Annotated in this window: 23 protein-coding genes and 1 tRNA gene; 15 read left to right on the top strand and 9 right to left on the bottom strand. The window is 70.7% G+C overall.

Annotation, left to right across the window (positions count from 1 at the left end):
* Positions 1-49: 49 nt before the first annotated feature.
* Positions 50-1,684 carry a bifunctional 3'-5' exonuclease/DNA polymerase gene (locus ABFX51_RS07565; protein ID WP_428832452.1) on the bottom strand — a complete coding sequence of 545 codons (1,635 nt, stop codon included), beginning with the start codon at positions 1,682-1,684 and terminating at the stop codon, positions 50-52.
* A 109-nt stretch (positions 1,685-1,793) separates the two neighbouring features.
* On the opposite strand from ABFX51_RS07565, the gene ABFX51_RS07560 reads away from it, so the two are divergent.
* From ABFX51_RS07560 to ABFX51_RS07550, 3 genes are all read left to right on the top strand, one after another.
* Positions 1,794-2,501: a GH25 family lysozyme gene (locus ABFX51_RS07560; RefSeq protein WP_346053049.1), complete on the top strand. Its 708-nt coding sequence runs from the start codon at positions 1,794-1,796 to the stop codon at positions 2,499-2,501.
* A gap of 178 nt (positions 2,502-2,679) precedes the next feature.
* Positions 2,680-2,814, top strand: a complete 135-nt coding sequence (locus ABFX51_RS07555) for a hypothetical protein (protein ID WP_346053047.1) — start codon at positions 2,680-2,682, stop codon at positions 2,812-2,814.
* A 74-nt stretch (positions 2,815-2,888) separates the two neighbouring features.
* Positions 2,889-4,493: an acyl-CoA synthetase gene (locus ABFX51_RS07550; RefSeq protein ID WP_346053045.1), complete on the top strand. Its 1,605-nt coding sequence runs from the start codon at positions 2,889-2,891 to the stop codon at positions 4,491-4,493.
* Between the two features lie 339 nt (positions 4,494-4,832).
* Here ABFX51_RS07550 and ABFX51_RS07545 read toward each other — a convergent pair whose 3' ends face one another.
* Together ABFX51_RS07545 and ABFX51_RS07540 are read right to left on the bottom strand one after the other, a co-directional pair.
* Positions 4,833-5,675 (bottom strand): hypothetical protein, encoded by an 843-nt coding sequence (locus ABFX51_RS07545; RefSeq protein ID WP_346053043.1) that lies wholly within the window; start codon positions 5,673-5,675, stop codon positions 4,833-4,835.
* 135 nt (positions 5,676-5,810) lie between these two features.
* Entirely contained in the window at positions 5,811-6,698 is an 888-nt protein-coding gene (locus ABFX51_RS07540) for a hypothetical protein (RefSeq protein WP_346053041.1), read from the bottom strand.
* Between the two features lie 150 nt (positions 6,699-6,848).
* Between ABFX51_RS07540 and ABFX51_RS07535 the strand changes: the two genes are divergently transcribed.
* Together ABFX51_RS07535 and ABFX51_RS07530 are read left to right on the top strand one after the other, a co-directional pair.
* Positions 6,849-8,018, top strand: coding sequence for a S8 family peptidase (locus ABFX51_RS07535; protein WP_346053039.1), 1,170 nt, complete (start codon positions 6,849-6,851; stop codon positions 8,016-8,018).
* A 10-nt stretch (positions 8,019-8,028) separates the two neighbouring features.
* Positions 8,029-8,691, top strand: a complete 663-nt coding sequence (locus tag ABFX51_RS07530) for a histidine phosphatase family protein (protein ID WP_346053037.1) — start codon at positions 8,029-8,031, stop codon at positions 8,689-8,691.
* Between the two features lie 79 nt (positions 8,692-8,770).
* Here the strand turns inward: ABFX51_RS07530 and ABFX51_RS07525 are convergent, their stop codons facing one another.
* Together ABFX51_RS07525 and ABFX51_RS07520 are read right to left on the bottom strand one after the other, a co-directional pair.
* A complete protein-coding gene (locus ABFX51_RS07525) occupies positions 8,771-9,391 on the bottom strand; it encodes a TetR/AcrR family transcriptional regulator (RefSeq protein ID WP_346053035.1) in 621 nt (206 codons plus the stop codon).
* Positions 9,392-9,580: 189 nt separating this feature from the next.
* The gene (locus ABFX51_RS07520; protein WP_346053033.1) at positions 9,581-10,621 is read right to left on the bottom strand and encodes a LacI family DNA-binding transcriptional regulator; all 1,041 of its coding nucleotides are present in this window, start codon (positions 10,619-10,621) and stop codon (positions 9,581-9,583) included.
* A gap of 160 nt (positions 10,622-10,781) precedes the next feature.
* Here ABFX51_RS07520 and ABFX51_RS07515 point away from each other — a divergent pair, with 160 nt between their 5' ends.
* The 4 genes from ABFX51_RS07515 to ABFX51_RS07500 all read left to right on the top strand — a co-directional run bounded on the left by ABFX51_RS07515 (position 10,782) and on the right by ABFX51_RS07500 (position 13,546).
* Positions 10,782-11,186 carry a nitroreductase family deazaflavin-dependent oxidoreductase gene (locus ABFX51_RS07515; RefSeq protein ID WP_346053031.1) on the top strand — a complete coding sequence of 135 codons (405 nt, stop codon included), beginning with the start codon at positions 10,782-10,784 and terminating at the stop codon, positions 11,184-11,186.
* A gap of 66 nt (positions 11,187-11,252) precedes the next feature.
* The gene (gene lpdA, locus ABFX51_RS07510; protein WP_346053029.1) at positions 11,253-12,650 is read left to right on the top strand and encodes a dihydrolipoyl dehydrogenase; all 1,398 of its coding nucleotides are present in this window, start codon (positions 11,253-11,255) and stop codon (positions 12,648-12,650) included.
* Positions 12,651-12,654: 4 nt separating this feature from the next.
* Positions 12,655-13,386, top strand: a complete 732-nt coding sequence (locus ABFX51_RS07505) for an SDR family oxidoreductase (RefSeq protein ID WP_346053027.1) — start codon at positions 12,655-12,657, stop codon at positions 13,384-13,386.
* Positions 13,387-13,472: 86 nt separating this feature from the next.
* Positions 13,473-13,546 (top strand) — tRNA-Arg (locus ABFX51_RS07500).
* Positions 13,547-13,657: 111 nt separating this feature from the next.
* Here ABFX51_RS07500 and ABFX51_RS07495 read toward each other — a convergent pair.
* From ABFX51_RS07495 to ABFX51_RS07485, 3 genes are all read right to left on the bottom strand, one after another.
* Positions 13,658-14,122 (bottom strand): hypothetical protein, encoded by a 465-nt coding sequence (locus ABFX51_RS07495; protein WP_346053025.1) that lies wholly within the window; start codon positions 14,120-14,122, stop codon positions 13,658-13,660.
* 286 nt (positions 14,123-14,408) lie between these two features.
* Positions 14,409-16,148 carry a hypothetical protein gene (locus ABFX51_RS07490; RefSeq protein ID WP_346053023.1) on the bottom strand — a complete coding sequence of 580 codons (1,740 nt, stop codon included), beginning with the start codon at positions 16,146-16,148 and terminating at the stop codon, positions 14,409-14,411.
* Complete coding sequence (locus ABFX51_RS07485; protein WP_346053021.1) at positions 16,145-16,339, bottom strand: hypothetical protein; 195 nt, start codon at positions 16,337-16,339, stop codon at positions 16,145-16,147. The genes ABFX51_RS07490 and ABFX51_RS07485 overlap by 4 nt, the downstream gene beginning before the upstream one ends.
* A gap of 138 nt (positions 16,340-16,477) precedes the next feature.
* On the opposite strand from ABFX51_RS07485, the gene ABFX51_RS07480 reads away from it, so the two are divergent.
* The 4 genes from ABFX51_RS07480 to ABFX51_RS39610 all read left to right on the top strand — a co-directional run bounded on the left by ABFX51_RS07480 (position 16,478) and on the right by ABFX51_RS39610 (position 19,379).
* Positions 16,478-17,128 (top strand): RNA polymerase sigma factor, encoded by a 651-nt coding sequence (locus tag ABFX51_RS07480; protein WP_346053020.1) that lies wholly within the window; start codon positions 16,478-16,480, stop codon positions 17,126-17,128.
* Positions 17,125-17,832 carry a hypothetical protein gene (locus ABFX51_RS07475; protein ID WP_346053018.1) on the top strand — a complete coding sequence of 236 codons (708 nt, stop codon included), beginning with the start codon at positions 17,125-17,127 and terminating at the stop codon, positions 17,830-17,832. The genes ABFX51_RS07480 and ABFX51_RS07475 overlap by 4 nt, the downstream gene beginning before the upstream one ends.
* A gap of 193 nt (positions 17,833-18,025) precedes the next feature.
* Positions 18,026-18,922, top strand: a complete 897-nt coding sequence (locus ABFX51_RS07470) for an aminoglycoside phosphotransferase/kinase family protein (protein ID WP_346053016.1) — start codon at positions 18,026-18,028, stop codon at positions 18,920-18,922.
* Positions 18,923-18,944: 22 nt separating this feature from the next.
* Positions 18,945-19,379: a PASTA domain-containing protein gene (locus tag ABFX51_RS39610; RefSeq protein WP_428832450.1), complete on the top strand. Its 435-nt coding sequence runs from the start codon at positions 18,945-18,947 to the stop codon at positions 19,377-19,379.
* Between the two features lie 9 nt (positions 19,380-19,388).
* On the opposite strand, the gene ABFX51_RS07460 is transcribed toward ABFX51_RS39610, so the two are convergent.
* Positions 19,389-20,330, bottom strand: a complete 942-nt coding sequence (locus tag ABFX51_RS07460; RefSeq protein ID WP_346053013.1) for an extracellular catalytic domain type 1 short-chain-length polyhydroxyalkanoate depolymerase — start codon at positions 20,328-20,330, stop codon at positions 19,389-19,391.
* A 148-nt stretch (positions 20,331-20,478) separates the two neighbouring features.
* Here ABFX51_RS07460 and ABFX51_RS07455 point away from each other — a divergent pair, with 148 nt between their 5' ends.
* Together ABFX51_RS07455 and ABFX51_RS07450 are read left to right on the top strand one after the other, a co-directional pair.
* Positions 20,479-21,750, top strand: coding sequence for an alpha/beta hydrolase family protein (locus ABFX51_RS07455; RefSeq protein ID WP_346053012.1), 1,272 nt, complete (start codon positions 20,479-20,481; stop codon positions 21,748-21,750).
* 257 nt (positions 21,751-22,007) lie between these two features.
* Positions 22,008-22,910: an AraC family transcriptional regulator gene (locus ABFX51_RS07450; protein WP_346053009.1), complete on the top strand. Its 903-nt coding sequence runs from the start codon at positions 22,008-22,010 to the stop codon at positions 22,908-22,910.
* The last annotated feature ends 1 nt before the right edge of the window (position 22,911 follow it).

The following is a 22,911-nucleotide window of genomic DNA, read 5'->3' as shown; positions in this document are numbered from 1 at the left end:
CCTGAAGGCCCTCGACGCCGCGGCGGCTTGAGGCCGGATCCCCCCGACCTCACTTCGCGTCGGCGTAGACGTCGACCACCGCGGTGTGCATGGGGAAGTGCACGGGGCACGACGGGCCGAACATGAGCGCCGACGCCTCGCTCATCGCGGCCTCGATCATCGCCGGGATGTCGCCCGCCACGTCGTCCGGGGCGTGGACTATCACCTCGTCGTGCTGGAAGAACACCAGGTGCGCCGGTGACGGCAGGCGCTGCCGCAGCGTCGCCAGCATCACCGCCGTGAAGTCCGCCGCGCTGGCCTGCACCACGAAGTTCCGCGTGAACCGGCCCCAGTTCCGCGACGCCTGCCGCGCCCTGCCGTCGTCCTCCGCCGCGCCCGTCAGCGCCCGCCACGCCTCCGACGGCGCCGGTGACGTCCGGCCCAGCCGCGACCGCACCCGCTCACCGCGCTCACCCGCCTGCGCCGCACGCTCCACATAGGACACCGCGTCCGGGAAACGCTGGCGCAGCAACGCGAGCAGCGACGCGGCCTCCCCGGCCGTGCCGCCGTACATCCCGGACAGCATGGCGATCTTCGCCCGGCCCCGCGACTTCTCGTCCAGCACCGGGAACATCGCCTCCGCCAGGCGGGCGTACAGATCCGTCGAAGCCGAGACCTCCGCCAGCCGCCGGTCACCCGACAACGCGGCGAGGATCCGCGGCTCCAGCTGCGCCGCGTCGGCCACCACGAGCTTCCAGCCCGGATCCGCCCGCACGCACACCCGCAGCGTCTTCGGGATCTGCAGCGCCCCACCGCCCTGGCTCGCCCAGCGCCCCGACACCACCCCGCCGACCACCCACGACGGCCGGAACCGCCCGTCGTGCACCCACTCCTCCAGCCACGCCCAGCCGTTCGCCGAGTACAACCGCGAAAGCTCGCGGTACTCCAGCAGCGGCGGCACCGCGGGGTGGTCGATCTTGCGGATCACGTGGGCCCGCGCCGACGGGATCGAGATGCCCTCCCGGCCGAACGCCCGCACGATCGTCGCCGGGCTGTCCGGGTTGACCGGTTTGCCGCCGAACGCCTCGCTGACCCGCACCGCCAGCTCGACCAGCTTCTTCGGCCGCTGCCCGGCGGGCACTCGCGGCCCCAGCAGCTCGGTCAGCAACGCGTCGTGCACGTCCGCGCGCCACGGCAGGCCGTCGGCGGACATCTCCGCCGCGGCCAGCGCGCTCGCCGACTCCGCCGCGACCAGCAACCGCATCCGCTCCGGCTGCTCGCACCTCCGGATCCGCCGCTCCTGCTCGGCCAGCACCACCTTCGCCGCGTCCACCACCGAGACCCCGTCCGGCAGCCCGGAACCCCGCGTCTCGAACAACGCGGGCTGCACGTCGGCGTGCGCCGGCTCGTCCGGCGGCGGTTCGAGCCCGTTCGCCCTGGCGAACGCCGCCGCCAGCCCCCGCGGCCCGCCCGTGCCCTCGTGCGCCAGCAGCAGCCCCTCGGCGAGCGACAGGTCGTGGCACCGGCTCACCCGCAGCCCACCCCGCACGAACTCCGGATAGCCCCGCTCCACCGACGGGAACACCCACCGCGGCCGGTGCTCACGCTCCAGTTCGGCGAGCCCGGCCAGGTCGAGCGTGCGCCGGCCGGACGGGGTGAGCACGTCGAAGCGCCCGCCCTCCTCCTGCCCGACGAAGATGTGCACCTGGAGATTCTGCGCCACACCACCGACAGTTTTCGTATCCGCGGGTTCAACCGGCGGGCCGCCGGATACGTGTGCACGGTGACCCATCGACGCACTACGAGGAGGACCCTTGGATCCAGCAGGCACGACGTTCGGCAGTGACACCAGCCACCACCAGGGCGATGTCGACTTCGCCGCCCTGTACCGCGACGGGCTCCGGTTCGCGATCCACAAGGCGGGCCAGGGCGACTGGGCCGACGACAAGTTCGCGGCCAACAGCGCCCGATCGCACGTGGCGGGCATGATCACGGCCGCGTACTGGTTCCTCGACAGCCGGTACCCCGTCGAGGCCCACCTCGACGCGGTCGAGCGCACGGTGCCGAAGACGATGGCGTTGCTCCCGGACGTGGAAAGCATCGAGGGCAGCAACGGCCAGGTCGTCTCCGCGCCCACGCTCGCGATGACCCGCCAGTTCGTGGACGGCGCGCGAGCTCGCGGCTACCGGGTGCCGCTGGTGTACCTGCCCCGCTGGTACTGGCAGAGCTGGGGTTCGCCGTCGCTGGCCGGGCTGCCGCCGCTGGCGCAGTCCTTGACGACCAGCGCGTTCTCCGGGTGCTCGCGGCCGCCGGGCACGAACCAGTACATGAAGTGCGGCCGGCCCGCCATCTCGATCGCGACCTCGATGTCGTTGCCTGCGGGGTATCTCATCGGGCGTCCTCCAAGACGACGAGCGGGGCCCTGTCCGCGGCCCCGAAGAGCGACGCGAGCTGCTGCGGTGTGCCGCGGAAGGCGTTGGCGTCGTAGGGGCTCAGCGACGGGGCGCTCGCGGAGCTGGTGAACTGCAGCAGGAGCACCGGTAACCCGCCGTAGCCGTCCCAGTACGAGGCCGGCACGTCCCGGTACTCGTCGAGGTAGCCGCCGGGGTCCAGGTCCGGGTAGCGGCTGGACCATACATCAGGCGCACCCCCGACGGCATCCCCGCCTCTGACTGGGAGAAGGGCCGCAGCTACGGCCCCGTGGGCACCGAGGGGTACCCGCTGCTCACCACGATCGACCCCGACCGGCCTGGCCCCATCGAGACCGCCGAGGACGTGGTCGTCGCCCGGTTCGTCGTGGACGCGCGGGTGCCGTTCCACGCCTTCGCGGTTTGAACACCGGTTCCGTCTCCTGCCTACCCTCCGGTAACGTCCGTACCGTCGGTACGGTCGGCCCCAACGGAGGTGCCATGCTCGGCGGCAAGGTGACGGAGACGGTCCGCAGCATCGAGGTCATGTGGAAGGCGGGCCTCATCCCGTTCCCGAGGATCGACGAAGGGCTGCAAGCCGTCGTCGCGATGCGCAGGATCGGCCCGTTCGCCGCCGCGGCCCAGATCGCCGCCCGGCGCAGCCCGCACGCCGTCGGCCTCGTGGACGAGCGGGGCCCGCTCACCTTCCGGCAGCTCGAACTGCGGTCGAACGCGCTCGCCCGCGCGTGGGCCGCGCGTGGGATCAAACCCGGGACCGTGATGGCCGCGCTCTGCCGCGACCACCGGGGGCTGGTGCTGACGATGTCCGCGGCGGGCAAGCTCGGCGCGCGGCTGCTGTTGATGAACACCGGTTTCGGGGGCAGGCAGCTCGCCGACGTGGTGCGGCGCGAGAAGGCGCGAGCCCTGGTGTACGACCAGGAGTTCACGGACCTGCTCGCCGGCATCCCCGCGGACGTCGACCGGTACCTGGCCTGGGTGGACTCCGACGACGCGCTCGACGGCATCCCGGTCCTCGACGAGCTGATCACCAGCACCGACGACCGGCCGATGCCCGCGCCCGCGCGGCGTGGTGGTTTCGTGCTGCTGACCAGCGGGACGACCGGCACACCGAAGGGAGCTCCGCGCGACCACACCTCCCTGTTCTCCACCGCGCAGTTCCTGGACCGGATTCCGTTGCGGGCAGGGGAGAGCACGTACCTCGGGGCGCCGATCTTCCACGGCACCGGGCTTTCGCAGTTCATCCTGTCGTACGCGCTGGGGTGCAAGGTCGTGATGCGCCGCCGGTTCGACCCCGAGGAGGCGCTGAAGGGCGTCGAGGAGCACCGGTGCACGGCACTGGTGCTGGTGCCGACGATGCTGCAGCGCATCGTCGACCTCGGCCCGGAGGCCCTCGCCCGGTACGACACGTCCTCGCTGCGGATCATCTTCGTCGCGGGCTCGGCGCTGTCGCCGGACCTGGGCAACCGGGCGACGAAGGCGTTCGGCGACGTGATCCACAACCTGTACGGCTCGACGGAGGTCGCGGTCGCGACGGTCGCGACGCCCGAGGACTGGCGCAAGGCGCCGGGCACGGTGGGGCGGTCGCCGGTCGGTTGCCGCGTCGCGCTGTACGACTCGGCGGGGCAGCGGATCACCGAGCCCGGCGTGACGGGCCGGGTGTTCGTCGGCAGCGGGCTGAGCTTCCACGGGTACACCGACGGCAGGCAGAAGGAGATGATCGACGGGCTGCTGTCCACCGGTGACGTCGGGCACTTCGACGAGAACGGGTTGCTGTTCATCGATGGTCGTGACGACGAGATGATCGTGTCCGGCGGGGAGAACGTGTTCCCGGTCGAGGTGGAGAACCTGCTGGTGGAGCGGCCGGACGTGCTCGAGGCCGCAGTGATCGGCGTGCCGGACGAGCAGTTCGGGCAGCGGCTGAAGGCGTTCGTCGTCCGTGCCCAGGGCAGCGACCTGGACGCGGACACCGTGCGGGAGTACGTGAAGTCGAACCTCGCCCGCTACAAGGTGCCCAGGGACGTGGAGTTCGTGGAGCAGTTGCCCCGCAACGCGACGGGCAAGGTGCTCCGGACGGAGCTGGCCTAGACCTCCTCGCCGGAAGCCAGGAACACCACGAGTGCGGCGATCTCCTCGGGTTCGGTGATGTGCCCGGTCGACAGGCCCAGTGTCGGGCTTTACGGGCTCGCGTCGCCGGAGGCTGGTGGGCTGGTGGCCAGTCTGAACGCGTTCGCGGGAAGGCGTGGGGGTTGAGAGGTCGGCGGCGGGATGGGCCGCTGCCGTCACCGATGGCCGAGTCTGGAAAGTCGGCGGCGGAATGGCCGATGTCGCCGAGTGGTGGCCGCATCTGAATGTGCTTGCGGCACCACCCGGGAGCCGAGCCAGTGGCGGCGGGATGCGCCATCGCCACCACCGGCTCCCGAGCTGTCAGCTGGTGCAGGCGGCCCCACCGAGGACCAGCATCGAATGCCCGCGGTCCTCGCGTCCGTTCGCCCCGATCACGTAGCTGTCGACGTCCACCCGCCAGCCCGCGGCCACCGGGCCGTCGGCGCCGACGAGTTCACCCGGGCCCGCGGTGCGCACGGAGATGTCGGCGAACTGCGGCAGGTTCTGGTCCGCCATGCTGACCTGGGGCAGCCGCAGCGGCACATCGCGGACCACGTAGGGCTCGTCCAAGGGCAGCGCGACCCGGGCCAGTACGCCGTCGGGCTGCCGAACCCACAACCCGCTCCCTCCCGTGCCACGCAGCCCCGGGCACTGCGCGATGCTCGTCGCGTCGTCCAGGTACAGCCACACGTGCTGGGGCCCGCCCTGCGCCTCCAGCATGTAGTCCGCCTGCACGTGGGCGTCCACGCTCCCGCTGTCGCTCAACGTCGCGGTGGACTCGTAGGACCTCGGCGCGGTCGCCCCCGCCGGCGGCACGGAGTCGTCGAACCAGCCGACCTTCCGGTTCACGTCGAGGAACCAGGAAGTGCCGGTGGACAGCGGGCCGACGGGCAGCGACTGCTCGTCGAACGTGCCCCCGGCGGTGCCCGGCGCCTCCGGCGACCGGAAGACGAGGGACGCGGTGTCGTTGTCGGTGCCCTCCAGCGCGGGCACGTCGTAGGCGGCGGTGACGGCGTAGGCCACCGGCGCGCCCGCGGCAGACGTCACCGGTGCGGACCCCACCCGCGCGGCGGATGCCGCCACCACCGGCGAGGCGGACGCCACTCCCGGCAGGCAGGCCACGACCAGTGCGGCGCAGGCGGCCGCGATGCTTCCCGATTTCACCCCAGGCTCCTTCGATTTCGGAAATGTCCACCTGCAGACGCGGCCTGCGCGGGCCGGGTTGCAGGGCAGGGCGAAACCGGCCTCCCGGTGCAGATTCCGGTGAGTCAGCGGGCGAATTCGAAGAGGTAGGACGTTCTACGTCCAGCCGATTCCGAACACGCCGGGCCCGAAGTCGAGCGCGACCGCGTGCACCCCGCCCGTCGTGTCGAGGTGGAGATCGCGCCGCTCCTCACCCTTCTCGGGATCGGTGCGGGTGTACTGCCAGCAGCGCTCGGGAGCCGTGTCGAAGCTGATCTCCAGCAGGTACTCGCGCACCGGGCGGCGGAATTCGCGGTAGTAGGTGTTCGAGCACGGGGGATAGGGCGGGCCACCGTTGGTCAGCGTGTACTCGATCAGCTGCGTCTCGCCCCGTTCGAGGGTGCGGTCGAACAGCAGCTCGGCGGCCGTCAGCCCGTGCTCCGTGTCGACCTCGACCCGGCCCGCGCGGCAGTTGCGGAGCGCGTGCAGCCGGGGCGGCCCGGTGTCGGTGCCGCCGTGGTCGTACACCAGCAGCCAGCGGTCCTGGCCGTCGGCCGTCGCCTGGAACACCGCGCGCGCCGTCGTGCTGCGCTGCCCGCCGTCCGCCGCGATCTCGCACCGGTCGTGCAGGCTCGCGAGCTTCAGCTTGTGCTGCTGCTCCAGCGCGTGCGGCGCGCCGACCCGCTCCAGCAGGGTCCGCAGCGCTTCGACGGGGAAGTTGACCGGCTCGGTGCGCGGCCGGTTCGTGCCGCGCGGACGCGGCGGCGGCAGCAGGCTCAGCAGCTCACCGGGGCGCAGCCCGAGCACGTCCTCGAGCACCCGCACGGCCGACAGCGAACTCTGCCGCTCCGGCTGCCGTTTGCCGGACTGCCAGTAGCTCAGCGCGGTGATGCTCACCGGGATACCGTTGGCGCGCAGCCGCGCCTGCAGCCGGTCGAGACTCAGCCCGCTACGGGCGATCGAAGTGCGCAGCGCCTTGGAGAACGCGGTGTCGGTATTGGCCACCTGATCCCGCCTCGCCGTCTTGCCTGCTTTCCCAACCTTAGCAGCGCTCACCCAAACGGGTTAGTAGTGGTAACTGTGAATTATTGCCGTGAGTGGCGATCACCGGTTTGCATGACCTTCTAATCACTAAATCGGGTGGGAGGAAGTCGCATGGTGAATGCTCGGAAGTTACTCGCGGCCGGGGTGGCTCTCGCGGTCGTCGCCGGCGGCACCGCGAGCGCGCAGGCCCAGGAGGGGCAGATCCGCGAGGCCGGCACCCCGGGCGCGGTGGCGGACAGCTACCTCGTCGTGCTCAAGAACGCCGACGCCGTCAGCAAGCTTTCGCAGACCCTCTCCGGTCGCTACGACACCAGCCTCGCCCGCACGTTCACCGCGGCGCTCCACGGCTTCTCGATCCACGCCACCGAACGCCAGGCCAAGCGGCTCGCCGCCGACAGCAACGTCGCGTACGTGGTGCAGAACCACGTCTTCCGCGTGTCCGACACGCAGCAGAACCCGCCTTCCTGGGGTCTCGACCGCATCGACCAGCGTGACCTCCCCCTCGACTCCTCGTACACGTACAGCACCACCGCGACCAACGTGACCGCGTACGTCATCGACACCGGCGTCCGCGCGACGCACGAGACCTTCGGCGGGCGCGTCTCCGGCGGCTACGACTTCATCGACAACGACGCCGACCCCACCGACGAGAACGGCCACGGCACGCACGTCGCGGGCACCATCGGCGGCAGCGAGTACGGCGTCGCGAAGGGCGTGAAGATCGTGCCGGTCCGGGTGCTCGACGCCGACGGCAGCGGCACCACCGAGCAGGTCGTCGCCGGGATCGACTGGGTCGCCGAGCACGCCTCCGGCCCGTCGGTGGCGAACATGAGCCTGGGCGGCACCTCCGACGACGCGCTCGACCAGGCAGTCGAGGGCGCGATCGCCAAGGGCGTCACGTTCGCCGTGGCCGCGGGCAACGACGGCGCGAACGCCAGCGGCTACTCCCCGGCGCACGTGGCGAGCGCGATCACCGTGGCCGCCAGCGACCGGACCGACAAGCAGGCGAGCTTCTCCAACTACGGGAGCATCGTCGACCTCTACGCCCCCGGCGTGGGCATCACGTCGTCGTGGGGCACGGGCGACACCGCGACCAACACGATCAGCGGCACGTCGATGGCGACCCCGCACGTCACCGGCGCTGCCGCCCTCTACCTCGCCACCCACCCGGCCGCGACGCCCGCGCAGGTGTCCGACGCGCTGACCGCCGCGGCGAGCACCGGCAAGATCAGCAACGCGACCGCGGGCACGCCGAACAGGCTGCTGAACACGGCCGGATAACCTGCGGCCGATGGGAGCGATCTACCTGATCCGGCACGGCCAGGCCTCCTTCGGTGCGGCGGACTACGACCGGCTGTCCGACCTCGGCGCCGAGCAGGGCGCCGTGGTCGGCGCGGAGTTGCTGCGCCGCGACATCCGCTTCACCGAAGCGCGGTCGGGGTCACTCGCCCGCCAGCGCGCCACCGCCGAGACGGTCCTCGACTGGCTCGGCGGCGGCGCGCCGGCCAAGGAGGACCCGAGGTGGAACGAGTACGACCACGTGGACATCGTGGCGCACCACGGGGGCGGCGTGCCGCAGAGCGCGACGGACTCGCGGGGTTACCAGGAAGTGCTGGACGGCGCGCTCGCCGAGTGGATCGGCGCCGGTGAGGACACGCCGTGCGCCGAGTCGTGGCCCGCGTTCCGCGAGCGGGTGCGGGGAGCGCTGGAGGACCTGGTCGCGGCGCTGGGCAAGGGCGAGAACGCGCTGGTCTTCACGTCCGGCGGGGTGATCGGGACGGTGGCGGGGATGCTGCTGGGCGAGCCCGCCACGGGGCTGCTGAAGCTCAACCGCGTCACGGTCAACTGCGGGATCACGAAGGTCGTCGCCGGGCGGAGCGGGCTCACGCTGTTGTCGTTCAACGAGCACTCGCACTTCGACGGACGGGGCGCGCGGCTGCTGACCTACCGGTGAGTTCCGCCGCGGATGAGGAATCCGGATCTTCCGGAACCGGAAGGCGGGGTCACGGCCTTTGCCCGGTTCGGGAGGGTTCTCACTCCGTCTTGAGCAGCGGGGGGAACACGTTTTCGAGCATCGTGACGAGCGTGTGGTAGAGCAGGGTGTGCACCTGGCCCCGGTCGAGTTCCTTGCGCAGCAGCCATTCGCGGCCCGCTGCCTTCACCATGCCGGCGAAGGAGCGCATCAGCGCGTTGAGCTGCGGCCGCGCCTCCGCGTCCGCGGGTACGCCGAACGCATCCAGGACCCGGTCGGCCGACCGGCGCTCCGCCTCGACGAGGATCTCCTCGACCTCCGCGTCCTGCCCGATCCCCTCCGACGTCGCGACGAGCCACATCTTCCCCTGGCTGAGCACCATGTCCAGGAACTTCTCGACCGTGACGTCGGCCCGGTCGGACAGCGGTCCGTCCAGCGGCGTGTGCCCGTCGAGCGCCGGCATCGTCACGGCGCGGCGGATGACCGCGAGGTACAGCTGGCGCTTGGTGCCGAAGTAGTGGTTGATCAGGCCCCGGGCCACGCCCGCCTCCGCCGCGATGTCCGAAGTGGACACCAGGGCGTACGGCCGCTCCCCGAACAGCCGGGCGGCACACGTGAAGATCTGCTCTCTGCGTTCGTCGGGCTCGAGTCTTCGCCATCGGGGTTCGGAAGTGGTTGTCATGGGGCTCATCGTGGCACGGCCCACCACATGATGAACTGCTTTGCTGCAACTTGCAGGCAGCATCAGTCGATCGGAGCGTGACCGGATACGGGAAGTGGGCTGCTCGGCCGAACGAGGGGTGGCCGCGCCGCCGCCGGCCAGCACGGGGCGGCGGCACGCTACCCACAGTAGATCACTCCACAGTGGACCTCAGCGGCGGCGACGGGTGCGGGCCGTGCTGTCGCGGAGCAACACCTCACCGGCCATTCGGCGGGTCCGGCTGCGCCCGCCGGGCGTGCCGCTCAACGCGAGTTCCATCGCCTGCTCGCCCAGGTCCTCCAGCGGCAGCGCGACGGTGGACAGCGCCGGGTTCAGATCGCGGGCCACCGGGATGTTCCCGAAACCCGCGACCGAGATGTCTCCTGGCACGTCACGCCCCGCCGCCCGGAACGCCGCCAGCGCACCGATCGCCATCTCGTCGCTCGCCGCGAACACGCACGTGGCGCGGTGCTTGCCGGACAGGAACTCCTCGGCGGCCGCGTACCCGCCGTCGCGGTCGAAGGAGGCCTCGAACACGTCTCGTTCGGACAGTTCGATCCCCGCTTCGGCGAGGCCCTCGCGGAAGCCGGTGAACCGGTCCACCACCGCCGTCATCGTCCGCGGCCCGCTGAGCACGGCGAAACGCCGGTGCCCCAGCCCGAGCAGGGCCCCCGCAAGCGCTTTCGCGCCCGACCGGTTCTCCGGCTGCACGCTGTCGACCTTGAGGTTGCGGTGCCTGCCGATGACCGCGACCTGCCCGCCGCCGCGCCGGTACGGCTCCAGTTCGGCGGCCAGCGCGCGTTCCCACGCCCTGTCCTCGAAGCCGGAGCCGGCGAGCACGATCGCCGACGCGCGCTGCCGGCGCAGCGTCGACACGTACGCGATCTCCTTCTCCGGGTCGCGAAAGGTGCTCGCGAGCATCACCAGCAGCCCGTTGCGGTCCGCCGCCCGCAGCACACCCCGTGCCACCGCGGCGAAGTACGGGTCGCTCACGTCGTGGCACACCACGCCGACGGTGGGGTGCGACGCCCCGGCGAGCGCCTGCGCGTGCACGTTGGGGGTGTACGCCAGGTCGGTCGCCGCGGCGAGGACCCTGTCCCTGAGGTCCTCGCGGACGTTGGTCGTGCCGTTGAGGACGCGGGAGGCTGTGGCCAACGACACGTTGGCCACCTCCGCGACGTCCTCGAGCGTCACGTGACTCCTGGCGATCATCCGTCCTCCCCTGGCGGCAAACGCTCTCAACGGCCGAATTCTAGGTGGGTTCCCGGATTTTGCCTGGTCAGATGCACTCGATCGGGTCGGATTACCCGAGGGGCCCCGGTTGTTGTCGGATTGAGGAGTGGTCTGAACCGACAACGAAAGGAACCCCCTGATGCTCTTCGGCGATGAGCACGTACGCCGCTACGAGGAGACCGACGGTGAGGTGGGTCACGACTGGCAGCCGGGAGTGCCGGCCCTGATCCTCACGACCAAGGGCCGCAAGACCGGTGAGGACCGCAAGTTCCCGCTCATCTACCAGGAGGTCGACGGGAACTACGTCATCGTGGCTTCCAAGGGTGGCGACCCGAAGCACCCGGGCTGGTACCTCAACCTGCAGGCGAACCCCGAGGTGAAGGTGCAGGTCAAGGGCGACAAGTTCACCGCACGCGCGCGCACCGCCGACGACGCGGAGCGCGAGAAGCTCTGGCCGGTGATGGCGAAGGTCTGGCCCGCGTACGACGAGTACCAGCAGAAGACCGACCGGAAGATCCCCGTCGTGATCCTCGAACGGGTCTGATTTCCGCGGGCCCGGCGCCGTACCACCGCGCGAACATCGGCCGCACTCCGGGCATAGGCTGGGTGCATGTCTGAACACTTCGACGTTGTGGTGCTGGGCGCCGGGCCTGGCGGGTATGTCGCGGCGATCCGGGCGGCACAGCTCGGACTGCGGACGGCCGTGGTGGAGGAGAAGTACTGGGGCGGCGTCTGCCTGAACGTGGGCTGCATCCCGTCGAAGGCGCTCCTGCGGAACGCGGAGCTGGCGCACCTGGTCACCAAGGAGGCGAAGACCTTCGGGATCTCCTCCGACGGCGACATCCGCTTCGACTACGGCGCGGCGTTCGACCGCAGCCGGTCGGTCGCGGACGGGCGCGTCAAGGGCGTCCACTTCCTGATGAAGAAGAACAAGATCACCGAGTACAACGGGCGCGGCAGGTTCACCGACGCGAACACGCTCGAGGTGAGCACCGCGAACGGCACCGAGACGGTGACCTTCGACAACTGCATCATCGCCGCCGGCGCGACGACCCGGCTGCTGCCCGGCACGAAGCTGAGCGAGCGCGTGGTGACGTACGAGGAGCAGATCCTCTCGCGTGAGCTGCCCGGCAGCATCATCATCGCGGGTGCCGGCGCGATCGGCGTCGAGTTCGCCTACGTGCTGCACAACTACGGCGTCGACGTGGCGATCGTCGAGTTCCTGGACCGGATGGTCCCGCTGGAGGACGCCGAGGTGTCCAAGGAGCTCGCGAAGCGGTACTCCAAGCTGGGCATCAAGGTCCTGACCTCGACGAAGGTCGAGTCGATCGACGACAGCGGCGCCAAGGTCAAGGTGACGGTGTCCTCGAACGGCTCGCAGCAGACGCTCGAGGCCGACAAGGTGCTGCAGGCCATCGGCTTCCAGCCGCGCGTCGAGGGCTACGGCCTGGAGAACACGGGTGTCGAGCTGACCGAGCGGCGGGCCATCGCGGTCGACGGGCACTGCCGCACGAACGTCCCGCACATCTACGCGATCGGGGACGTCACGGCGAAGCTGATGCTGGCGCACGCGGCCGAGTCGATGGGCATCGTGGCGGCGGAGGCCATCGCCGGCGCCGAGACGATGGAACTCGACTACGTGATGATCCCGCGGGCGACGTACTGCCAGCCGCAGGTGGCTTCGTTCGGCTACACCGAGGAGCAGGCCCGCGAGAAGGGCTTCGACGTCCAGGTCGCGAAGTTCCCGTTCACCGCGAACGGCAAGGCGCACGGCCTGGCCGACTCGGGCGGTTTCGTGAAGATCCTGTCGGACGCGAAGTACGGCGAGCTGCTGGGCGCGCACCTGATCGGGCCGGACGTCACGGAGCTGCTGCCGGAGCTGACGCTGGCGCAGCAGTGGGACCTGACCGTGCACGAGGTGGCGCGGAACGTGCACGCGCACCCCACGCTCGGTGAGGCGGTCAAGGAGGCCATCCACGGCCTCGCCGGCCACATGATCAACTTCTGACGCCATGCCGGTCGCGGTGGTGACGGGCGCCGGGTCCGGCCTCGGCCGGGTGATCGCGCGCGCCCTGCTCGACGCGGGGTACGAGGTGGCGCTGGCCGGGCGGCGCCCGGAGGCGCTGGCGGAGACGGCCGAGGGCCGCCCCGCGCTGGTCGTGCCCACCGACGTGGCCGACGAGCAGCAGGTCGAGGCCCTCTTCGACGCGGTGCGCCGCGAATGGGGTCGCCTCGACCTGCTGGTCAACAACGCCGGCACGTTCGGCCCATCGGGTGATGTGGGAGAGCTGGACGTGGCGGCCTGGCGGCAGACCGTCGACGTGAACCTGACCGGCGCGTTCCTGTGCGCCCGTCAGGCCGTGCGGGTGATGAAGGAGCAGCGGCCGCGGGGCGGGCGGATCATCAACAACGGGTCGATCTCGGCCCACGCACCCCGCCCCGGCAGCGCCGCGTACACGGCGACGAAGCACGCGATCACGGGCCTGACGAAGGCGATCTCCCTGGACGGGCGCCCCTTCGACATCGCGTGTGGTCAAATCGACATCGGCAACGCGGCGACGGACATGACGGCGGGCATCGCCACGGGAGCCCGCCAGGCGGACGGTTCGGTGCGCCCGGAACCGACCTTCGACCCGGTGCACGTCGCCGAGGCCGTGGTGTACATGGCGGGCCTCCCGCTCGAGGCGAACGTCCAGTTCATGACCATCACCGCGACGAAGATGCCCTACATCGGCAGGGGCTGAAACGATCAGCCGGTGTCCAGCGATACGAGGGGTGACGTTGACTAAACTGCAGGGGTGGTCGTGGCCTGCAGCGGCCGTCGGCGCAGGCCCTCGTAGCTCAGCTGGATAGAGCAAGAGCCTTCTAATCTCTAGGTCGCAGGTTCGAGTCCTGCCGGGGGCACAGCAGGTGAGCTGCGGGAACTCGTGGGGTCCCGGCTGCCGACCCGACGGCTCGGCGGCCGGGAGGATTCCCGGCCGCCGAGCTTCTTACCTTGGTCCCCCGATCAGGGCATCACGAGCCGCTGGGTGCGGTTTCGATGCGGAAGGCGGTGTCGCCGTCTTTGTTGCAGTAGATGACGCCTTGGCTGCCTGCGGGTTCTTCGGCTTTGGCGCAGTCCCAGTGGCCGAGGATGTCGAGGACGCGGCGTCCGGGGCCTTCGCCGTGGGGTGCTTTGGCGTAGTACTCGTCGATGACGTTGAAGGCTTCGGTGCAGCCGGGGATGGTGCCTTCGGTGGAGGCTTTGGCGATCAGGTCGACCTGCGGGCCACCCGGAGCGCCGACCTTGCCCCCGTTTTCACTGCAGTTGACGTCCGCGCCGGAAGTAGCGGCGCCCAGGTTCCCCGGCGCGGCCTGCACCGCCGCGGCCGTGATCTCGTTGCCTGGAGCAGGAGATCCGTGCCCCGCCGAGATGTTCCCGCCGCAGGCGGAAAGCAGTGCCGTCGCCGCGAGAGCACCGCCCGCCAGCGCCAACTTCATCGTGGTTGATCCCATTTCCGAACCCCTCGATCGAGCCTGTGGTGAATCTCTGACCAGAGGACGGTTCGGGTCGTACGACGTTGCGGCCGACCGTCGCCGACGGACGGAAATGCACCATCGGCCCGCACGGGCCTGACCATCCGGACAAGATTCCGCCGTCCACCGCAACCTGCTGAATCGGTCTTCTGCCGCAGGAATCCGGCCCCACGAGGGTGGTGGCGCGGATGGTCTGCACCTCTTCCGCCATGGCGGCCGGGAAGCGCCTGCGAGCGGAGATCGCCGAAGGTCAGCTCCGGCTGAGTTGGGTCTGGCCCGGGCTGAGGGTCGGCCCGCAGTTGTTCGGCCACCCCGGTGCCGTCAGGTTCACCATGTTGATGGCGCGGTCGACCACCGCCGTGTGGCTCCGGGCGTAGGCGCGGAGCTTGTCGAGCACGGCCTGGTTGGGGACGGCGTCCTTGCGGATCCAGTCGCCGCCCGGGAAACCGTCCGCGTCCGGGGAGTCGAAGATCTGGTCGTAGTCCCTGGCCAGTCGCGGATCGAGCGGGATGCGGTGCCAGCCGCTGCCGTGCGTGTGTGAGGTGATGAAGGTGGGTTTGACCTCGTCGAACACGTAGTCCCGCAGGCCTGCCGGGTCGTTGTCGTGGATGTAGTCGGCGACCCGGGAGTCGCCGAGCCCGCCCAGGTCGACCAGGTGCAGCCGGCTGGTCAGGGAGGAACCGCCGAGGTCGGCCAGCAGCAGGGAAGCCTCCCGCGCCCCGATCAGGTCGGCGTAGGCGTTGAAGGTCCTGCCGTAGCGGTCGGCGACGGCACAGGCCGGGAACGTCGGGGCGGCCCGGAACTGCTGGGACTGCCCCACGAACGACACCGCGGACGGGAGTATCCCGACGAGGAGCGCCGCGGCGAGCAGCGCGCGGACGCGAGGACGGGCCTGGCGCAGCACCTCCGTCGCGGCGAGGGCGGTGATCAGCGCACCCAGCGCCCAGACGGGCGTCGCGAAGCGGTAGGCCCCCATCCAGTCGGGCCGCAGCACGGCGTAGGCGGCCAGGGCGATCGCGAACGGCACGAGCAGCGCGACGAGCCCTCGCCGCCACCGGACCGTCCCGGCCAGCGCCAGCCCGACGACCGACGCGAGCACGAGCACGGCGAGCGCACCGGCGTAGCTCACCAGCTCCCCGATCCTGCCGAGGGTTTCGATGCCGGGCGCGTCTTGCCCCTTCGCCACCGTCGGGTTCGACACCAGACGGCCGAATTCCAGGTACCGCCAGCAGAAATAAGCGCCGGTGGGCACCGCGAACGCGGCGATCGACAGCCCGATGTGCCGCAGGCCCTGCCCGATGGTGCTCCTGCGCTGCCAGATCAGGACCACCACGGGATACGCGGCGCCGTAGCTGAGGCCCTCCGGCCGGGTGAGCGCCGCGAACGCCGCGAGCCCGCCCGCCACCAGCGCGACCCGGGTGGACGACAACCGGTGGTCCAGCACGGCGCGGAACAACCACACCGCCAGGCAGACGACGGCCAGCGCGTAGAGGGAGTTCTCCAGCCCGGAGAAGCACCAGATCACGAAGGACGGGATGGCCGCCAGCACGACCCCGAACACCGCTGTCACCACCCAGGCCCGGTCGGTCACCCGGCGTGCGGCCAGGTGACCGGCCACCAGGATGCCCACGCAGCACAGCAAAGCGAGGGCCTTCGGGAACAGGATGTAGTCGGGGACCCCGAAAATGGTCCCGTGGTCGAACAGCCCGAGCAACCGGCCGACGGTCAGCAGGGCCAGCCACGCCGGATCGGAATAGGCCTCCACCGGGGGCGCGCCCGGCTGCACCACCGGACCCAGCCCTTCGGACAGGTTCCGGGCGTAGGCGAAGGTGATGGCGGCGTCGTCGACCAGCCAACCGCCGTACCGCGAGGCGTGCAGGGCGATCAGTGCCGTCCCGCCGGCGACGGAAAGCCAGGCGGGCAAGCGGGTGCGCCACTTCCGCCGGGCCGGCGCTTCGAGCGCGGCTTTCGCGGGTGCCGTGACCGTCATGGAGTGCCCTTCGGATCACGTAGCACCAGCTCGCCGTGGTCCCCGGCCTGGAAGTCGAACAGGCAGCGGTGGGTGGCGAAAAGGGCACACGTGATGAGCAGGCCCAGCGCGCGAGTGGTCGGCACGATCACGGCCGGGTGCCTGGTCTGTACCTGTTTCGCGTGGCGGAAGGCCGGTGCGGAGTCGGTCACCGCAGCTCCCGCCCCTGGTGCTGTCATACCGGGGTTGTTCCCGGCCATCCGCGTACCGTTGCGTTGGTGATCCACTTCACCGGGCGGGGAGGAGAACGCAACGCCGCGGGGTCGAGCGGGAACGAACAGGATGTGACGATGGCTGGAGAGCGGGTGCTGCGACCGGAGACGCCTGCCGGCGGCGGTGATCCGGATTTCGTGGTCCCGCAGCCGAACGACGACCGGGTGTTGTGGGAGCAGGCGGTCCGCGGGGACCGCGCGGCGTTCGGCGAGCTGTACCAGCGGCACGCCGAGGCCGTGTGGAACTACGCCTACCGGCTGACCGGCTCGTGGGCGACGGCCGAGGACCTCACGTCCGCGACGTTCCTCACCGCCTGGCAGAAGTTGTCGAGCCTGATGCTGGTCAACGCCAGCGCGCGGCCGTGGCTGTTCACCGTGACCAGCAACCTGACGCGTCACGAATACCGCAGCCAGGGGCGGTTCTCCCGCATGCTGACGCGGATCCCGCGCAACGACACGACGCGTGACCACGCGGACGACGTGGCCGCCGCGGCCGACGCGGACCGCCGGCTGCGGGTGGTGCTGGACGCCGTCGACAAGTTGCCCAAGGGGGAACGGAGAGCGGTCGAACTGTGCCTGCTCGGTGAGCTGTCCACGGCCGAGGCCGCGGAGGTGCTGAGGATCGCGGAGGTCAGCGTCCGGGCGCGGATCTCCCGTGCCCGAAGTAGGCTACGGCGTCTCCTGGAGGACACTGGCATCGATTCCACGGGCTTCGAGGAGGGGCGATGAACGAGACCCCCGAACTGCCGGAGCGGCGGCCGATGCCCGAGGGCCTGCGGAACCGGTTGTGGGCCGAGATCGAGCCGCAGCTGGAGGAGCGCGGTCCCGGTGACCGGTTCAGGGCGATGCGCGCCCCGCTGGCCGCGGCCGCCGCGGTGGTCGTGCTCGCCGTCGGGCTCGCGGTCGCGCTGCCGAGGCTCGGCGATCACGGTGACACGGTGCCCGCCACCTCCCCGGAGGACGCGCGGCTGGTCGACGAGTGCGTCCAAGCCGCCCACGGCGTGCTCCCGCCGGGCAGGTGGCGGGCGGGAGCCCGGATCGATGTCGATGCCGAGAACGGCTTCCTGGCCATCCGCGACGACCAGTACGCGGCGGTTTGCGTCCTGAAGAACGACAAGGGCGTGCGCCTGACGCCGAACGAAGTCAGCACGCGCCGGGTGTACGGAAACCTCACCGCGGCGCGTCCGTTCGACTACCTCGACTCCGAGAACTTCGATTACCCCATCACCGAATCCATCCACTTCGGAATCGCGACCAGCGATGTGACGGCTGTTTCCCTGGTGGGGCCTGACAATTCGGTGACCCCGGGGATCGTGCGTGACGGCACCTTCGCCGTGCGGACCAAGTTCCCGGAGAGCAGCGGCGAGCCCACCACCAACCATGTCCGGGCCACGCTCAAGAACGGGCAGGTCGTCGTCGGTTCTTTCCGTTGAGGCCCGGCTTCCGGCGGGGGTGGCCGTCCGGAAGCCGGGGTGCCAGCGGGGTGTGGTCGTCCCGGGTGTGCTGGCTGTTCCAGTGTGGGCCCCTTGTGGGAGGGGGTGTTTTCGGGGCGCTCCATGGCGCGCCTGGGTGGGGCGCGCGTCGTCGAGGGGTGCGAAGCTGGAACGGAACGGCATACTCCTCCCGGTGCGGGAGGACGAGCTGACGTCGTGGTGCCGACGCCACGTGGGCAGCGAACCGGCGGAGGTGCTGTTCCGGCTGCGGAGCATCTCGACCGTGTTCGGGGATGGGCGGGACGTCGTCGTCAAGGCGCGCCCCGCCGAGGGCAGGGCCGCGGCGTGCGTCGCGGCCCAGGAGTGGTTGGCGGGCCGCGGGTTTCCCTGCGCGCGGCCGATCACGCCGGTCGTCGCGGTCGGGGCGCTCGACGTGCACGCCGAGGAGTTCCGGCCCGGCGGTGAGATGCTGCGCGGGGATTCACCGGAGGTGGCTGTCCGGTACGCGGAGGTGTTCGCCTGGCTGATGTCCGAGCTGGCCGGCCTGGTCGTCCCGCGACCGTTGCCGAACCCGCGGTGGGTGCGGTGGGACCACGGCGATCCCGGGCTGTGGCCGGTGATCCCGTTCCTCGATGAGCGGGACCAGACCGTGGTCCCGGACCACGTCGTCGAAACGGCGGTGCGTGCTCGGCGGCGGTTGCTGGCCGCGGACCTGCCGTGCGTGCTGGGACACGGCGACTTCGAGGCGCAGAACCTGCGATGGCGCGGTGGCGGGATCTGGGCGGTGCACGACTGGGACAGCCTCACGTGGCAGCCCGAGGCAGCGCTGGCCGGAGCGGCGAGCGGCACGTTCGCGAGCGCGGGGCCGCCGACGCTGCCGCCGATCCAGAGCTCCGAGGCGTTCCTGGACGCCTACCAGCGCATCCGGCAGCGCCCGTTCACGGTGGAGGAGCGGGAAGTCGCGTGGGCGGCCAGTTTGTGGCCCGCCGCGCACAACGCCCGGTGGGAAGCGCTGCACGGCGACCCGCCGGTGTGTGGTGCTGCCCTGCGGGCTCAGGCGGCGGAGCGCCTCCGTCGAGCGGGTGCGTAGCGCTGTGTAACGCTGTTCAACGATGCGCCGACCACCTGGTGTGAAGCAACCGGCACGGGAAGGACGGGCAGTGCGCAGAACGATAGGGGTCGCCGTCGTGGCCCTCGCCCTCGGCGGATGTGCCGGGGGCACCGAACCCTCGCCCACCGTGGGTACCGAACCGGCATCCACCAGCAGCGCCACGCCCGCGCCCACCTCCGGCGGTGAGCCGCCCGTGACCTCCGCACCGGAACTCATCACCGTTCCTGACGTCAGTGGTATGAACCACCAGGACGCCCAGGACACCATGCAGGCCGCCGGCCTCTACAACCTCCGCGAGGTGGACGGCACCGGGCGCGGCCGCATGCTCATCCTCGACCGCGACTGGGTCCAGACCGGCCAGACCCCCGCCGCGGGCACCAAGGTCACGCCCGACACCGTCATCACCCTCACGGCCATCAAGTACAGCGACCGCTGAGCGCGTCGCTCAGAGGCCCCACGTGCTGGTCATCCTCGCGGCGGTGCACAGGTTCACGTCCAGCAGGTACGCGCCAGACCGTCCACACTGGACGTCCGGGTCGATGGGCTGGCCGTGTCCCATGCCGGTGATGCTGTACGTCTCCACCGCCGTGCGGCCCGACGCGTCGCGGTAGGTGGCGTGGGGGTAGCCGGACACGGTGTCCGTAGTGGACGGTGTTGTCGAGGTACCGTGCACCGCCGTCCACTGGTCCACCAGCTCACGCTGGTTCGCCGGCGCCACCGTGTAATCCGCCGTGCCCTGCCAGATGCTGACCGTTGGCCAAGGGCCCTGGTACGTCGAAGCAGCACGGACCTTCGCGGCCCACTGCGATGGCGTCAGGTCCTTGCCGGGGTACATGCAGCTGTAGGCGTCGATCACGCTCGTGGCGCACCCGTACGGCAGACCCGCCACCACGGCGCCACCCGCGAACAGGTCCGGGTACGTCGCGAGCAGCGCGGCCGTCATCCCGCCGCCCGCGGACAGGCCCGTGACGTACACGCGACGGCTGTCCGCGCCGGAATCGGCGACCGCCCAGCGCACCATCTGCGCGATCGACTCCACCTCGCCCTGCCCGCGCGTCACGTCCGCGGACTGGAACCAGTTGAAGCACCGGCTGATGTTGTTGACCTGCTGCTGTTGTGGCAACACGAGCGTGAACCCGGCGCGCTGGGCCAGCTCGACCCAGCCGGAGCCCTGGCCGTAACCCGTGGCGTTCTGGGTGCACCCGTGCAGCGCCACCACCACGGGGCGCCCGGCCGCGAGGCCGTCGGGCTTGTACTCGTACATCTGCAACGCACCCGGGTTGCTGCCGAACCCGGTGACCTGGCGGATGCTCGCCGCCGACGCGGGCACGGTGCCCGCCGCGACCAGTCCTGCCAGGAGGACGAACAGGAACAAGAACCGGCGCAAAGCCGATCACCTCCTTGTGACCCAGCGTGCACCGAGGGTAGAACCCGTTCCACGACCGGTTCGACGGTGCGGACAGCCACATCGCGGCGCCCGTTTGTGTGGGCGGGAAACATGGTCTGCGTGCGGCTCGCCGCCCTAGTTTTCCCCAATGGCGACAAGGAAGATCTTCACGGTGGCGCTCGCGGGCCTGCTCGCCGCGGTGGTGTTGCCGGGGACGGCGGCCGCCCGTGGAGCCTGCGACGCGCGCGTGCCCGGCGCGCAGTACCAGGAATCGGCGTGCCTGTCCGACCTGACCACGACCGGTACGACCGCCTCGGGGCACACCGTCGCGGCGGACTGGGCCGGGCTGACCTCCGCTGGGCTGCCCGTGCCGGAGCCGGTGCCGGGCGTTCAGGTCGACGGGTACTTCCCCGACGACTCGACCACGAACACCAACCACGGCTGGAACCACGACGCCCAGTTCGTGCTGCGGTTGCCGCGGCACTGGAACGGCGGCCTCGTCGTCGGCGGCTCGCCCGGCAACCGCAGGCAGTACGCCAACGACCGCGCGATCGCCGACCAGGTGCTGGCGCGGGGCTACGCGTTCGCCGCCACCGACAAGGGGAACACCGGCACGAGCTTCTCCCTCGACGGCAAGCGGGCCGGCGACGCGATCGCCGAGTGGAACTTCCGCGTCACCCAGCTGACCGTCGCCGCGAAGGCCGCCGCGACGCGGTTCTACGGCCGCCCCGTCACCCGCACGCTCGCCGCGGGGCTGTCCAACGGCGGGTACCTGGTGCGGTGGCAGCTGGAAAACCGGCCCGCGCTCTACGACGGGGGTGTGGACTGGGAAGGTACACTGTGGACACAGCGGGACAACCTGTTGGTATTCCTACCATCTGCGTTGCGAGGCTCGGCCGTGGAAGCCGGTTTCGCGGCCCAGTCGGAGTTCCTGTGGCCGTACCACCGCGACGTCTACTGGGAGCTGACGCAGCGGATCTACCGCGAAGAGCTGGACCCGGGTTACCGGGGGAACGACGCGGACTACGACTACGCGTCCCGCCCGGAGTCGGTGCACCGGGCCGTCGACCGCATCGCGCTGACCGGGCGGATCGGCAAACCGGTCATCACCCTGCACGGCACACTCGACTCGCTGCTGCCGATCAGCCGGGACTCCGACGTCTACGACCGGATGATCACGAATGCGGGGCGCGGGAGCCTGCACCGCTACTACCGCATCGAGGGCGGTAACCACGTGGACGCGTTGTACGACACCTACCCGGACCGGCTCCGCCCGATGGGCCCCTGTTTCCGCAGCGCCTTCACCGCACTGGAGGGCTGGCTCGACGGCGTGCGCCCGCCCGGCTCGACCACGGTTTCCCGTCCTGCCAACGGAAACCTGGCCGCGGAGTGCTCCCTCGTGGGGGCTGGGGGCGCCTAGGAAGTGTCTGATAAAAGATTGCCCTGGTTGCTGGGATGCTGCCGGTCTCGCGGCGGCTGGAGCACTACAGTGCCTCGCGCGCGATCCGCGGACATCCGCGGCACCACCGCTGTGATTCCCGAGCCGGGCGATCACCGGCCTTCGACGCGGTGGACTCCCCCCGTTGGTGGTGCGGGCGTTTTCACGGAACTCGTGCTTCTTTGCACGATCCTCTTGCCGCGCGGCGGTGTGCGCGGATTCCGTGCTGCACTCGTGACATGGCACTGGACGAGTTCCGCGATCTGCTGGAGCGGCATGGACGGCCCGACCTGGACACCGCCATCGGCGGGGTCCGGATCTGCAAGGCCGACCACACCGTCTCGGCCGGTTCGTCGATGTCCGGGACGGTGTTCGCGCTCGTAGCGCAGGGGACCAAGCGCCTGGCGCTGGGTGGCCGCGTCTACGAGTACGGTGCCGGTCAGTACCTGGTCACCTCGGTCGACCTGCCGGTGACGGGCTATTTCGCCGACGCGGCTCCCGGCCGTCCGGCGCTCGGTTTCGGGATGACGCTGGAACCCGCGGTCATCGCGGAGTTGCTGCTGCAGGCAGGCCCAGGAGACCTGCCGCGGTCACCCGGCGCGGCGCGGCTGGGGATCGCGGTCAGTGACGCGTCGGACGAGCTGGTGGACGCTGTCGTGCGGTTGTTGCGGCTGCTCGACCGGCCGCGGGACCGGCGGGCCCTGGTCCCGCTGGTCAAGCGCGAGATCCTGTGGCGGTTGATGACCGGCGAGCAGGGTGAGGTGGTCCGCCAGCTCGGTCTCGCCGACAGCAGCCTGAGCCACATCACGCGTGCCGTGCGCTGGATCCGCGAGAACTACCCGAGGCCGTTCCGGGTGGAGGAGCTCGCACAGCTATCCGGGCTGAGCGTCTCCGCTTTCCACAAGAACTTCCAGACGGTGACGGGGCTGACCCCCATCCAGTTCCAGAAGCACATCCGGCTGCAGGCCGCGCGGCTGTTGCTGGCGAACCAGCCGACCGACATCGCCGGTGTCGGCCGTCGCGTCGGCTACGACAGCCTCTCCCAGTTCAGCCGGGAGTACCGGCGCTTGTTCGGCGAGCCACCCAGCCGCGACGCGGCCCGTCTGCGCGGCGGAAACAGTCCCGCCGCTGCCCTTCCCTGAA

The organism is Amycolatopsis dongchuanensis, from assembly GCF_039542405.1.
Taxonomy (GTDB): Bacteria; Actinomycetota; Actinomycetes; order Mycobacteriales; family Pseudonocardiaceae; genus Amycolatopsis_E; species Amycolatopsis_E sacchari.
This window is presented reverse-complemented; position numbering and strand designations above follow the sequence as displayed.